Consider the following 13,161-nt stretch of genomic DNA (forward strand, 5'->3'; position numbering starts at 1 on the left):
GCCGGATTGAATCCGGTTTACGCGGCGGGCCGCTTGGCAGGGGGACGACATTCGCCGCCATGTGCTTCCGGCTTACCGATGCATTGAGTATTCCATTAAATCGGCAAGACTGCAAACTCGCTCCCGATCGAGGCTCGCTTGCCATGTGAAATCATCAGCTTAGATTTGACAGGTGAATCAAAACCGGAGCCAGCCTTGGGAATAGCGTCTCGTTTGAAAGAAGAGAAGTTCCTCGCCGTGGCGCTGGTCGTCGGCGTGATCGCATACTCCTCGGAACACGCCATATTGGAATTGGGCCGCGGCGCGGCTCTGCTGGCGGCGGCAGCGCTGGTCGGCACCATCGTACTCGTCTCCATGCGCGTCGCGCATCACGCCGAAATTCTAGCCGTCAAGGTCGGCGACCCCTACGGCACGATGATCCTGACACTCTCGGCAGTGGCTGTCGAAGTGATCATCCTTGCCATCATGATGACCGGCGAGAGCTCGCCGACGCTCGTGCGCGACACGATCTACGCCGCCCTCATGCTGGATATCAACGGGATCCTCGGCCTCGCGGCGCTGCTGGGCGGCCTGAAGTATGGCGAGCAACCCTATAACGACAATTCGGGAAAAACCTACGGCGTGATGATCCTGACCGCTATCGGCATCTCGATGATCGTTCCGGAATTCGTGCCGAGCGACAAGTGGCACTACTATTCCGCCTTCACCATCCTGGCGATGCTCGCGCTCTATGCGCTCTTCCTGCGCATGCAGGTTGGTCAACACAGCTATTTTTTCAGCTACAGCTACCCGCGCGTGGAGCGCAAGGGGGGTAGCGACGCGGAAAGCCATGACGAGGAAAGGACCTCGACGTCGATCGCCCTGATCCTGGTGGGAGTGGTGATCATCGGCGTCCTTGCCGAGTTCATGTCCACTCTCATGAGCGAGGGGCTAAGGGACAGCGGAGCGCCCGTGGCCGTTACCGCGATCGTGGTGGCAGCGATCTCAGCCGCACCGGAAATTCTGACCGCGCTCCGCGCGGCCCTGCGCAACCGGATGCAGGCGACCGTGAACATCGCCATGGGCGCGTCGCTGTCAACGGTCATCCTGACTGTCCCCGTCATGGAGACGATCGCTCTCTACACCGGTCAGCCCTTTATAATGGCCATGTCGCCGGTCCAGACGGTCATGGTCGCGATTACCCTGATCGCCGCGGCCATCAATCTCAACGACGGCGAAACCAACGCCATCGAGGGCATGACGCACTTCATCCTTTTCGCGACATTCATAATGCTGACGGCGCTTGGACTTTGATTCCGATTTCAAGAGCTTGAGGCGGACGCTTGATCAAACCGAGCCGCTAACAATACCGCAGAAAGGAAAGCCCGCCATCGCTGACAGGCTTTCATGGACCGATCGCGAGCTTACTTGCAAGCGCCGCAGAAGCGTTGGATGCGCTTGCAGGCTTCCTCGAGCAAGGCCTCCGAGGTCGCATAGGAAATGCGGAAGTTCGGGCCGAGACCAAAAGCCGAGCCGTGAACAACCGCAACGCCTTCGCTTTCCAGAAGTTCGGAAACGAAGTCTTCGTCGGTCTCGATGACCTTGCCCGACGGAGCGGTTTTGCCGATCAGGCCGGCGCAGGACGGGTAGACATAGAAGGCACCTTCCGGCGACGGGCACGTGATGCCCTTGGCCTGGTTCAACATCGACACCACCAGATCACGGCGGCCTTCGAAGATCTTCTTGTTCTCGGGAATAAAGTCCTGTGTGCCGTTCAGCGCTTCGACGGCAGCCCACTGGGCGATCGAGGTCGCACCGGACGTCTGCTGGCCCTGGATCATGTCCATCGCCTTGATCAACTGAATTGGACCTGCTGCATAACCTATACGCCAGCCGGTCATGGCATAGGCCTTGGAGACACCGTTCATGGTCAGGGTGCGGTCATAGAGCTTCGGCTCGACTTCGACAGGTGTCACGAACTTGAAATCGCCATAGGTCAGATGCTCGTACATGTCGTCCGTCAACACCCAGACATGCGGATGCTTGAGCAACACGTCGGTCAGCGCCTTGAGCTCGTCATGCGTATAGGCTGCGCCCGAAGGGTTGGACGGCGAGTTGAAGATGAACCACTTCGTCTTCGGCGTGATCGCCTTGTCGAGATCGGCTGGCTGGAGCTTGAAGTTGTTTTCCTGTGTCGCCGAAACGATGACAGGTGTTCCGCCGCACAGCGCCACCATCTCAGGATATGAGACCCAGTAGGGCGCCGGGATGACGACTTCATCGCCCGGGTTCAGTGTCGCCATGAAGGCGTTGAAAAGAATCTGCTTTCCCCCGGTGCCGACAATCGTCTGCTCCCAGGAGTATTCGAGGCCGTTCTCGCGCTTGAACTTCGCGGCAATCGCCTTGCGCAGTTCAGGGATGCCGGAAACCGGCGTGTACTTCGTCTCGCCGCGGTTGATCGCGTCGATGGCGGCTTGCTTGATATTGTCAGGCGTATCGAAATCCGGCTCACCGGCACCAAGGCCGATCACGTCACGTCCTTTGGCTTTCAACTCGCGCGCTTTCTGGGATACGGCGATGGTGGCTGAAGGCTTCACACGGGAAAGAGCATCGGCAAGAAAGGCCATGATATCGGTCCTATACGGTTGATATGGGCAGAAACCCGGGACCGGAATTCTGCGCTAAGGTCTATGTCCAATGTAGGCAGGCATTTCAAGCGCAAAGGCGTGATGGAGCCAATGATTCTTCGTGATCGATTGGTCGCGGAGATCGCTGATTCGTTCGATTTCCCGCTTGGCGGGATCAAACGCCTTGCAAGCTGCTTGAATCAGGTTGCGAGCTCGTCCGGATTTCCGTCCTGAAATCAAAAACTTCGTCGATTTCCGCCATTGCCACGAATTGGCCGCAACAAATGCCATGGCATGCCGCAATTCGGTCGCGAGCGTGCCGAGATCGAAGTCGCATTTTAGTGACATCCGAAATTGGTCATTGAGGGATACCATGTTTCTGGAAGACGAATTTGTTGTCAGGCGCCTGCGCACCAGTCGCGTTTCCATGTCTTTGCTGGTTGCGGGCGCGACGCTGGGCGCGTCGATTCTGATGACGTTTGGGCTGGTGACGGCCGCGTGTGCGGCAGCCCCGACGAACACCCATTCCGTCGCTGGATACATGGGATCCACGGACGCGTCACCGACGAGCCGAAATTTCGCGCAGCTCGCCACATACAGCGTGGCTGCCACCGCCGAATCCACGAGCACCACTGCGCAGCAACCGAGCCCCGTGAAACTGCCGCCAACGGCCACCCGCGCAGATCAGCAAATCATGCAGGGCCTCACGCTGCTGCTCCTGGCCCTGAGCGCGACCAGCGGCCTCGCCGTGTGGCGACGACGCGTGCGCGGCATCTTCTCAGGAGCCACGCACGATGCCGGCTAGACTGGGCCAGGCCACCCGAATTGCGGACTCGGACGCATTTTCTCCACTGCCGACCTATCTCGAGCTTGCCATGGCAGCGGCGGCGGCAACCGCCTACGACGGCACGAATTCGAAGGAGCGCCGCGCGCTTTTGTCCAGCCTCTCCACGGTTGAGAAGCTGATTGCCGCAAGCATCACTGCCCTTGCCTTGTATGGCTTCATCCTGATCGGCGATGGTCTCTACATCAAGGCGAAAGCGGAACTGTCCCAACTTCACCTGAAGCGGGCATTCGCGGCCGAACCCCACGTAGAGGAAACCAACCCTGGCCATTGGCGGACTTCACCCCAGAGCCCGAAGTGAGCGCCCCGCGCGCCGGCAAGGACGCGCCCATGGTCAGCGGACACAAAGCCGTTATCGACAACGCCGCAAGGTTGAAGCGGCCACCTGCCGCCCCACGTTGAAGTCAGAAGGCAACGGGATGGACCATGAACACGTTTCGAAACATTCAATTCGGCTCACTGCTTGCGATCGCGGCAGCCGCTACGTCCCAGGCTTTTGCCGCCGACGTCATCCCAACCAAGAGGGTGGAAGTTCAGGTCGAAACGATTGCAGATGGTCTTGAGCACCCCTGGGCGGTCGAAGTGCTTCCGGACGGTTCCTATCTCGTCACCGAACGACCGGGCCGGATGCGAGTCATTCGCAATGGAGAGCTTTCCGTTCCGATAGCAGGTGTGCCGAAGGTCAGCGCCCGGGGTCAGGGCGGCTTGATGGACGTAGCACTCTCGCCGGATTTTGCGGCTACCCGGAAAGTATTCTTCACCGCCGCAACCCAGCGGACCGGCGGTTCGGGCACGGAAGTCTTCAGCGCAAGCCTATCCGCCGACGGCACCACGCTTCACGACGTCAAATCGATCTTCGCGATGAACCGCTTCACCAGCGGCAACATCCAATACGGCTCGCGCATCGCGGTCGCGAAGGACGGCTCGCTTTTCATCAGCATTGGCGATCGCGGCAACCGCGATCGCTCGCAGAACTGGAGGGACGATGCCGGGTCAATCATCCACATCAACGCCGACGGCAGCATCCCGCGCGACAATCCCTTCAAGGACGGCGTCAAGGCGCTTCCCGAGATCTGGTCGAAGGGCCACCGCAACCCCCAGGGAATTGCCTTCGATGCTGCTGATGGCAAACTCTACACGGTTGAGCACGGGGCCCGCGGCGGCGACGAGATCAACGGCATCGAGCCGGGCAAGAACTACGGCTGGCCGATCATCACCTATGGCCGCGACTATTCCGGCGCCGAGATCGGGGAAGGTACGGCCAAGGAAGGGCTGGAGCAGCCGCTGTACTATTGGGATCCCTCGCTCGCGCCTGGAGCGCTGGCAATCTATCGCGGCAAGATGTTTCCCGAGTGGGATGGCGATTTCCTGGTCGCTGCGCTGAAATTCCAGCTGTTGTCCCGCATGCAGCGCGACGATGCGGGCGCTTTTGTCGCCGAGGAGCGCATGTTCGACGGTGCTTATGGCCGAATGCGCGATGTGGTAATCGCGCCGGACGGGTCGCTTCTGATACTGACCGACGCAGATGACGGCACCCTCCTACGGGTTTCGCGCACGCCGGCAAGCAACGGCTGACGCCGACGTGTGACATGCAGACGCTGCAGGGATTTCCGCTCAGGCTTGCCCAGCCTGAGGGTAACTGCTAACGCTCGCCCGCAATCCGGACTATCCCTATCGAGGATGAAATGACGCGCATTCAGGCGAACCTCCTTCTATTGCTTGCGGCAGCCATCTGGGGCGGCGGCTTCGTCGCACAGTCGACGGCGATGAAGGTGATCGGTCCGTTCTGGTTCATCGGCCTCCGCTTCGCCATCGCTGCACTGGCGGTTTTGCCGTTCATGCTGCTGGAGGTCCGCAAGGCTCCGGTGAAGACGTCGTCGCGCCACTTCAAACTCTACCTCATGACAGGTCTCGCGTTGTTCGGCGGCGCAGTAACCCAGCAGATCGGCCTGCTGACGACGACGGTGACCAATTCAAGCTTTATCACCGGTCTCTACGTCGTGATCGTGCCGCTGATTGCCGTCGTCTTCCTGCGACGCTCGCCGCACTGGATCATCTGGCCAGGCGCGATCATGGCCGTGTCCGGCATCTATCTCCTGTCAGGCGGCGAGCTGTCCGCTCTGTCCACAGGCGACCTGCTGACCGTCATCTGTGCGATTTTCTGGGCGGGACAGATCACGCTCGCCGGCATTGCCGTATCCGAGACAGGCCGCGCGCTAACGCTCTCGTTCGCACAGTTTGCGACGACCGCCGTGTGTGCATTGGCCGTTGCCATGGTAACGGAACCGATCGGTTGGGCGGCAGTATGGGACGCGGCACCCGAAATCCTCTACGTCGGCATCTTCTCGTCCGGCGTTGCATTCTCATTGCAGATTATCGGCCAACGCTACACCACCTCGTCGCAAGCCGCGATCTTCCTGTCCTCCGAAGCACTTTTTGGGGCGTCGCTCGGGGCGCTGCTGCTTGGCGAAACGATGCCGGCGCTTGGCTATGTCGGCTGTGCGCTGATGTTCGCAGCTATGCTTCTGGTTGAAATCGTGCCGGAGATCGCCCGGCGCCGCGCTCCCGAGAGACTGAAACCGAGCCAAAACCTGGGTTGAATACCCAATTGTCAAAAAAATTAGGTGTGACGGGATGGTCGCGTCAGCGTTGCATTTTTGGGAAAATCTGCTCCCATATTATATTGCTGACGATATAAAACGTTAATCAGCACCTGCTTACGAGCGTTTTTTTGCTTTTGCGTCGCAAAAGCGCGTCCCCGACCAGCGTGTAAGCACAGATGCGTTAAAAAACTTTTGCTTGCCAAATCCTAGTAACCGCAGCACTCTCACGGCGTTCGGGCATTTTGCGAGCATGGGAAGTCCTTAAGAATGTGCGCGACGGAGACGCCAATACTCCGGCAGCCGGTTCCAATACAGCGGGCAATGTCCGTGGTGAACATGGTTGAGTTAGAGGGGACCTTTTTCTCACATTTCAATATTTGCCTGCTAGCGTCTCCGTGAGGAGGCAATATCAGTGATGCTGCCCGTGTGGATGGCGGGCAGATATAAAAGGACCTGACGCATGGCCGAAACTGGCACTGTAAAATTCTTCAATACCGACAAAGGCTTTGGCTTCATCAAGCCGGACAAGGGTGGCGCCGATATCTTTGTTCACATTTCTGCCGTTCAGGCTTCCGGCCTGGCCGGACTGACGGAAAATCAGAAAGTAAGCTTCGACACCGAGCCGGACCGCCGCGGCAAGGGCCCCAAGGCTGTTAACCTGCAGATCTCAGGCTGATCGCCACGCCAAAGCTGTCATTCGATTTGAGGCCCGGCAAGTCTGCCGGGTTTTGTCGTTCAGCCTGTATTCAGACGCCGCCCCCTACTTTGCCCTCATCACAGTGCAAGACCGGCACACGGCCTAGACAGGACACGACATCATGAACATGCTCGCCAAAACCGCCCTTCTGACGGCAACGGCTGCTGCCCTCACCCTTTCTTCGACGGGCGCCGCGTCGGCAAACGATTGGAACCGTCGTCACTATCATGGTGACAATGATGCACTGGTTGGCGGCGCAGTGGGGCTTGCAACAGGCTTGATCGTCGGATCGGCGATTGCCAATGCACCGCGCTATGACGAGCCTCGCTATATCGATCCGCCAGTCTATGAGCCTGAATACGATGCTGCTCCGACCTATCGCGCGCCGCCGCGCTACTACCGCCCCGTTCCGGTGCGCGCCGAGCTCGAACCGTGGACGCCGCAGTGGGAGCGATACTGCTCCTACCGGTATCGTTCCTTCGACCCAGGTAGTGGAACGTTCGTCGGCTATGATGGTCGCAGCCACTTCTGCACGGCTGGCTGATAGACGCCACAGCGGATGATTTGCGAGGCGCCGCTCCTAAGCGGCGCTTCTGTTTTCAGCGGCGACCCGAATCAGATGCCGCGCAGATAGGGGTTGTTGCGCCGTTCGTCGCCAATGCGGCTGCCGGGGCCATGTCCGCAGATAAAGCCGACGTCGTCGCCAAGCGGCAATACCTTGTCTCGAATGGAATCCAGCAATTGCTGCTGATTGCCGCCCGGCAGGTCGGTGCGGCCGATCGAGCCGTTGAAGAGAACATCCCCCAGATGGGCAAAGTTCTGTGCGCGGTTGAAATAGATGACGTGGCCCGGAGCATGGCCCGGCGTATGGTAGACTTCGAACTCATGGTCGCCGAAGGACACCTTGTCGCCATCGTTTAACCAACGATCGGGAACAACGTTCTGCATTCCCGGTGGCAAGCCATACTTTTGCGACTGCGTTTCGATGCGCTGCAACAGCGGAAGATCGTCCTCGTGCGGACCGACGACGTCGACACCGAGTGCCTCCTTCAGCTCCTTCGCCCCACCGGCGTGATCCAGATGGCCATGCGTGAGCCAGATCTCTTTTATCTGGAGACCGTTCTCCCTTATCGACAGCAGAATGGCCGGCACGTCGCCGCCTGGATCGACCACCACCCCCTCTTTTGTCTCGGGATCGAACAGGATCGTGCAGTTCTGCTGAAAAGCTGTCACCGGAATAATGCCGGCTTGGAGCATGCCCATTTGTGCCTCGTACAGTATCTCTGATGCGGTCGGTATAATCGGAAATCGCATCGCGTGCAGCCGCGATTTTAATCGAGGCGTTGTTTTTGCTGACACTTCACAAACGTAGGTCACAGGAACTGACGCCTCGCCAAGCGCGCGAAGGCGCTGGCTACGCCTCCCAATACGCGTGATTGCGGAACCTCGTCTTCACCCAAACGTTACCAGCCCATCGGAAAAAGGAGAAACGAGATGACCTTGAAGCGAAATCTTTTCCTGGCTGGCGCGATCGTCGCGGCAAGCGCCGGTCTGGCGCAGGCGGAAATGGCGGCCACTGCCGTCAATGACCTTACGATCCGTTCCGGTCCAGGCCCGCAATATCCCTCCGTCGGCGTCGCGACACGCGGATCTCAAACGATACTGGATGGATGCGTTCAAGGCAGCCGCTGGTGCCGCGTCGATGCGAATGGTGTCCGAGGCTGGGTGTATGCCGAGTATTTGCAGGTGAATCAGGGAGGTAGCTCGATCATCGTCGAAGACAATCAGGCCGATCTTGGTGTTCCCGTAGTGACCTATGAGTCGACGGCAAGCGTTGCGCCCGCCGACCCGGCGCCAGGCGACGAGTTGCTCGGTCCCGTCGGCTCCGTGGAAGCAATAACGCCACCGGAGACAGTCAGAACCTATGTCGACACCAACCCTGGTCAGACTGTTCAGCTTGGTGGCGACGTAGTGGTCGGCGCTGAGGTCCCGGGTGACGTCACCTTCCAGCAGATTCCGGACTACCAGTATCGCTACGTCCGCATCAACGACCGACCGGTTCTAGTGGATCCCGGCACACGCCGCATCGTCTATGTCTATCAATAGATCAGATTGACCAGGGAAGGCGGCCGCGAAGCCGCCTTCCCTGCGGCTACTGGGGAAAAATCTCCCGTAAGGGTTGCCCTCCATTTCGCTCCGATTTCAAATATGATAAGATACTGAAATTCAGACGATATCCCTGCCCCGATCGGACGTCGGATCGCCTGTGTGGCTGGCTGTCTTTGAGACAAGCGCAGCCGGCGATAGCGTTTGAGGAAACGCGAAGGAGGGAATCATGGAAGCCTTGATACCTATCATCACACAGGCAGTTGCCGGCGCGGTTGGTGGCAACGTCGCAAGCGGCGCTCTGAAACAGGTTGCGATCAATGCGATCGCCCGAACGATCGCGGGTGCGATCGGCGGCATTGGTGGCGGCATGCTTCTGAGCATGTTCGGCGGCGAAGCTGGAATGACTGGCCTTATTGCTGACGGCATTGGCGGACTGATCGGCGGCGGCATTCTGTCGACGATCGTCGGCGCCGTAGCCGCAAAGGCAAGATAAGCGGGCATGCTCAGAACGGCCGGATGCTCCGAGGGCAATGCATCCGGCCGTATTCTTAAATGGCGGCCGGATAGACTTCCTTCATGTAGTCGTTCATCAGCGTCTCGGAGATCCCCGCAGGCGTGAACCTGTGTGGGCCGATTTCCGAGACCGGGGTTACCTCGGCCGCCGAGCCGGTAAGGAAGCATTCGCTGAAGGAAGAAAGTTCTTCCGGCAGGATGGCGCGCTCGACAACCTCGATGCCCCGGCGCCTGGCAAGCTGGATGACCGTCTGGCGGGTGATGCCGTTCAGGAAGCAATCCGGTGTGGGTGTGTGAATGACACCGTCCTTGACGAAGAAGATGTTGGCGCCGGTCGCCTCCGCAACCTGTCCGCGATAGTCCAGCATCATGGCATCGGCGTAACCCTTGGCCTCGGCGGCATGCTTGGAAATCGTGCAGATCATGTAGAGCCCGGCTGCCTTGGAGGCGCAAGGTGCAGTCCTCGGATCCGGCCGACGGTATTCAGCGATGTCGAGGCGGATACCCTTCAGCTTTTCGGCAGGATTGAAGTAGCTGCCCCACTGCCAGATGGCGATCGCGACATTGATGCGGTTCGACTGCGCGGAGATACCCATCATCTCGCTTCCGCGCCATGCGAGGGGTCGAACATAGGCGTCGGAAAAGCCCTGACGCTTGAGCAACTCGATGGTCGCAGCATCCAGTTCAGGCACAGAGTACGGCACCTTGAAGCCGAGGATCTCCGCGGAGGTGTGGAGACGCTGGTTATGCTCAGTGAGTTTGAAGATGCGACCGCCATAAGCGCGCTCCCCCTCGAAAACGGCACTGGCATAGTGCAGGCCATGCGTCAGCACGTGAATCTTGGCATCCTTCCACGGCACGAACTCGCCATTGAACCAGATTTCGCCATCCAGTTGATCGAAGGGAACCGAAGCCATGCTGCACTCCTCGGGCGCGCTTGCACGCCCTGCCTGTTGATTGTTGTCCCCATTACGTTTTATCCACTCATATAGGGGAAAATGACGCATTGTGTTGGACCCTCGCGAGGCAGGACCGTTTTCCAGTGGAAATAGGATATAGTCCGGCTTCGCCAAGGCTCGGGAAACTAACAACGCCGCAAATTTATGTCAATAATGCTGACATATTTTTGCGAATCGTACGAACAGTGCGCCGATCAGGAAGGAAATGCCAAATTGGCACGACAGACCAGCCCGAAAGCAGCCAAGCCTGAGCCGCTTAAGATGCCGATGGAAAACACCGAAACCATCGATTTCGATATCATCGAGCTGTTGTTCTTTTCCTATCGCGACTTCGTTTCCGACCCCGACGCCATTCTCGCCGAGAGTGGTTTCGGGCGAGCCCACCACCGCGTGGTGCATTTCGTTAACCGAAATCCCGGCATGACCGTTGCCGATCTGCTGGATACATTGAAGATTACCAAGCAGAGTCTCGCAAGAGTGCTCAAACAGCTGATCGATTCGGGGTATATTCATCAGATTGCGGGACCGGAGGACAGGCGCCAGCGTAAGCTCTATCCGACCGGGACCGGGCGCGAGCTGGCATTTGCGCTGGCGGAGCCGCAATCGCGCCGCATTGAGAGAGCATTCGACGGAGCTTCTCCCGAGATACGTGACGGCGTAAAAGCCTTCTTGAAAGGCATGCGAAACAAACCGAACTCGAAAGCGGACTGAATGGCGGTAAAGACAGTTATTTCGGACGATGCGGCACATTTGCTTGTTGTTGATGACGACACGCGTATCCGTGCCCTGCTCAACCGCTACCTGACCGAAAATGGATTTCGCGTGACCGTGGCGGCCGACGGCGCGGAAGCACAGCGCAAGCTCGCTGGACTGGACTTCGATCTCATCATCATGGACGTGATGATGCCCGGGGAGTCCGGCATCGACGTGACGAAGGTGCTGCGCACCATCAAGAACGTGCCGATCATCATGCTGACCGCTCTGGCGGAGTCGGGTAGTCGCATTGCAGGTCTCGAAGCGGGTGCTGACGACTATCTTGCCAAACCCTTCGATCCTCGCGAGCTGGTCTTGCGCGTCAACAACATCCTGCGACGCAACGTTTCCAACGATGCCCCGAAGATCGAGCAGGTGATGTTCGGCCCTTACACCTTCTCTCTTACGCGCAAGGAACTGAAGAAGGCGTCCGAAGTCGTCCGGCTGACCGATCGTGAGCAGGAAATCATGCTGCTGTTCGCCAAACGAGCAGGAGACACCATTCCGCGTCACGAGCTGATCGGCAACGACGTCGACGTCGGCGAGCGCACGATCGATGTCCAGATCAATCGGCTGCGGCGCAAAATCGAAGACGACCCGGCAAATCCGGTCTGGCTGCAGACGGTTCGTGGTATAGGATACCGGCTGAGTATCGATTGACAGGTTCAGATGTCAGGACCGGCGACTAGATGGTGACACTCGACTCCCTTCGGCGAGAGGAGCGCTCTGCCGCCCGCGGTTGGCGTTGGCTGAGCCGTTGGCTGCGCCGTCGCCTTCCAACCGGCATCTACGTTCGCTCCCTGCTCATCATCATCATTCCGATGGTGCTGCTGCAGTCCGTCGTCGCCGCTGTTTTCATGGAACGGCACTGGCAGATGGTGACGCAACGGCTATCCATGGCCGTGACGCGCGACATCGCGGCGATCATCCAGATCATCGAAACCTATCCGCAGGATACGGACTACAGCGAAATCACCCGCATCGCGCGCGATCAGCTTAACCTGCAGATATCCGTCGAACCGGACGGCGATCTGCCGCCGCCGCGGATCAAGCCATTCTTCTCGATCCTTGACGGCATCCTCAGCGACGAAATAAACGACCAGATTAAGCGGCCATACTGGATCGATACCGTTGGCGACTCCAACCTCGTCGAGATCCGCATCAAGCTCGAGGACAAGATTTTGCGCGTGCTCGCACGACGCAGCCAGACCTACGCCTCGAACACCCATATCTTCATCGTCTGGATGGTGGGCGCGTCTCTGGTGCTTATCGGCATATCGATCCTCTTCCTGCGCGGCCAGATCCGCCCGATCGTGTCGCTGGCAAGCGCCGCCGAAAGCTTTGGCAAGGGCCAGAAGGCCGAAAACTTCTATCCGCGCGGCGCCGATGAGGTTCGCCGCGCCGGCCTCGCCTTCATTCTGATGCGGGAGCGCATCGAGCGCCAGATGGAACAGCGTACCGCAATGCTGACGGGCGTCAGCCACGATCTGCGAACCATCCTGACGCGATTCAAGCTGCAGCTGGCGCTGGCCGGCGACAATCCGGATCTGCACGGATTGAACGATGACGTCAACGATATGCAGTCGATGCTTGAAGCCTACATGGCCTTTGCCCGAACCGAGGTCGAGGAGGATGTCGGCGAACTCAAGCTCAGCGAGCTATTCGAAAAGCTCGAAGCGGACTTCAGCCTGCACGAAGGAAAGGCGCTGACTTTTTCGATAGAAGGCGACGACAATATTTCAGTGCGGCCGAACGCCTTTACGCGCCTTGTCACCAACCTGGCCTCCAACGCCCGCCGCTACGCCAACACGCTCAGGATTGATGCCCGACACAGCGCCAAATGGCTGACACTCACCTTTGACGACGATGGCCCGGGGATACCCGAAAAGAACCGCGAGGACGTCTTCAAGCCGTTCTTCAGGCTCGACGAGGCCAGAAACCTCGATGCGTCCGGCACCGGCCTCGGCCTCGCCATCGCCCGCGACATCGCCCGCAGCCACGGCGGCAACGTTACGCTAGGCGACAGCCCGCTTGGCGGCCTGCGCGCAACCGTTCGCCTCCCCGCATGAGTCCGCAA

15 protein-coding genes are annotated in these 13,161 nt (G+C 59.1%); 11 read left to right on the forward strand and 4 right to left on the reverse strand.

Features of this window, described 5'->3' with window-relative positions; translation table 11 throughout:
• Positions 1–195 precede the first annotated feature (195 nt).
• Positions 196–1,293, forward strand: coding sequence for a calcium:proton antiporter (locus tag ASC90_RS25350; RefSeq protein WP_056546765.1), 1,098 nt, complete (start codon positions 196–198; stop codon positions 1,291–1,293).
• Positions 1,294–1,403: 110 nt separating this feature from the next.
• Here the strand turns inward: ASC90_RS25350 and ASC90_RS25355 are convergent, their stop codons facing one another.
• Together ASC90_RS25355 and ASC90_RS29555 are read right to left on the reverse strand one after the other, a co-directional pair.
• Positions 1,404–2,606 carry a pyridoxal phosphate-dependent aminotransferase gene (locus ASC90_RS25355; protein WP_056546768.1) on the reverse strand — a complete coding sequence of 401 codons (1,203 nt, stop codon included), beginning with the start codon at positions 2,604–2,606 and terminating at the stop codon, positions 1,404–1,406.
• Between the two features lie 54 nt (positions 2,607–2,660).
• Positions 2,661–3,218 carry a hypothetical protein gene (locus ASC90_RS29555; RefSeq protein ID WP_156393138.1) on the reverse strand — a complete coding sequence of 186 codons (558 nt, stop codon included), beginning with the start codon at positions 3,216–3,218 and terminating at the stop codon, positions 2,661–2,663.
• 182 nt (positions 3,219–3,400) lie between these two features.
• On the opposite strand from ASC90_RS29555, the gene ASC90_RS25370 reads away from it, so the two are divergent.
• From ASC90_RS25370 to ASC90_RS25390, 5 genes are all read left to right on the forward strand, one after another.
• Entirely contained in the window at positions 3,401–3,751 is a 351-nt protein-coding gene (locus ASC90_RS25370) for a hypothetical protein (protein ID WP_056546776.1), read from the forward strand.
• A 125-nt stretch (positions 3,752–3,876) separates the two neighbouring features.
• Complete coding sequence (locus ASC90_RS25375; RefSeq protein WP_056546780.1) at positions 3,877–5,025, forward strand: PQQ-dependent sugar dehydrogenase; 1,149 nt, start codon at positions 3,877–3,879, stop codon at positions 5,023–5,025.
• Between the two features lie 110 nt (positions 5,026–5,135).
• Positions 5,136–6,050 carry a DMT family transporter gene (locus tag ASC90_RS25380; RefSeq protein WP_056546783.1) on the forward strand — a complete coding sequence of 305 codons (915 nt, stop codon included), beginning with the start codon at positions 5,136–5,138 and terminating at the stop codon, positions 6,048–6,050.
• Between the two features lie 463 nt (positions 6,051–6,513).
• Positions 6,514–6,729 (forward strand): cold-shock protein, encoded by a 216-nt coding sequence (locus ASC90_RS25385; RefSeq protein WP_007824341.1) that lies wholly within the window; start codon positions 6,514–6,516, stop codon positions 6,727–6,729.
• 142 nt (positions 6,730–6,871) lie between these two features.
• The gene (locus tag ASC90_RS25390) at positions 6,872–7,294 is read left to right on the forward strand and encodes a BA14K family protein (protein ID WP_056546786.1); all 423 of its coding nucleotides are present in this window, start codon (positions 6,872–6,874) and stop codon (positions 7,292–7,294) included.
• Between the two features lie 71 nt (positions 7,295–7,365).
• Here the strand turns inward: ASC90_RS25390 and ASC90_RS25395 are convergent, their stop codons facing one another.
• Positions 7,366–8,013: an MBL fold metallo-hydrolase gene (locus tag ASC90_RS25395; RefSeq protein ID WP_056546789.1), complete on the reverse strand. Its 648-nt coding sequence runs from the start codon at positions 8,011–8,013 to the stop codon at positions 7,366–7,368.
• A gap of 231 nt (positions 8,014–8,244) precedes the next feature.
• On the opposite strand from ASC90_RS25395, the gene ASC90_RS25400 reads away from it, so the two are divergent.
• The gene (locus ASC90_RS25400; protein WP_056546792.1) at positions 8,245–8,856 is read left to right on the forward strand and encodes a DUF1236 domain-containing protein; all 612 of its coding nucleotides are present in this window, start codon (positions 8,245–8,247) and stop codon (positions 8,854–8,856) included.
• Positions 8,857–9,085: 229 nt separating this feature from the next.
• The gene (locus ASC90_RS25405; RefSeq protein ID WP_056546795.1) at positions 9,086–9,352 is read left to right on the forward strand and encodes a hypothetical protein; all 267 of its coding nucleotides are present in this window, start codon (positions 9,086–9,088) and stop codon (positions 9,350–9,352) included.
• A 55-nt stretch (positions 9,353–9,407) separates the two neighbouring features.
• On the opposite strand, the gene ASC90_RS25410 is transcribed toward ASC90_RS25405, so the two are convergent.
• Positions 9,408–10,289 carry a branched-chain amino acid aminotransferase gene (locus tag ASC90_RS25410; protein WP_056546798.1) on the reverse strand — a complete coding sequence of 294 codons (882 nt, stop codon included), beginning with the start codon at positions 10,287–10,289 and terminating at the stop codon, positions 9,408–9,410.
• Between the two features lie 255 nt (positions 10,290–10,544).
• Here ASC90_RS25410 and ASC90_RS25415 point away from each other — a divergent pair, with 255 nt between their 5' ends.
• The 3 genes from ASC90_RS25415 to ASC90_RS25425 are packed head-to-tail and all read left to right on the forward strand — an operon-like array spanning position 10,545 to position 13,153.
• Positions 10,545–11,042 (forward strand): MarR family transcriptional regulator, encoded by a 498-nt coding sequence (locus tag ASC90_RS25415; RefSeq protein WP_056547244.1) that lies wholly within the window; start codon positions 10,545–10,547, stop codon positions 11,040–11,042.
• Positions 11,043–11,744, forward strand: a complete 702-nt coding sequence (locus ASC90_RS25420) for a response regulator transcription factor (RefSeq protein WP_056546801.1) — start codon at positions 11,043–11,045, stop codon at positions 11,742–11,744.
• Between the two features lie 29 nt (positions 11,745–11,773).
• Positions 11,774–13,153 carry an ATP-binding protein gene (locus ASC90_RS25425; RefSeq protein WP_056546804.1) on the forward strand — a complete coding sequence of 460 codons (1,380 nt, stop codon included), beginning with the start codon at positions 11,774–11,776 and terminating at the stop codon, positions 13,151–13,153.
• The last annotated feature ends 8 nt before the right edge of the window (positions 13,154–13,161 follow it).

This window comes from Rhizobium sp. Root1220, from assembly GCF_001426265.1.
Classification (GTDB): domain Bacteria; phylum Pseudomonadota; class Alphaproteobacteria; order Rhizobiales; family Rhizobiaceae; genus Rhizobium.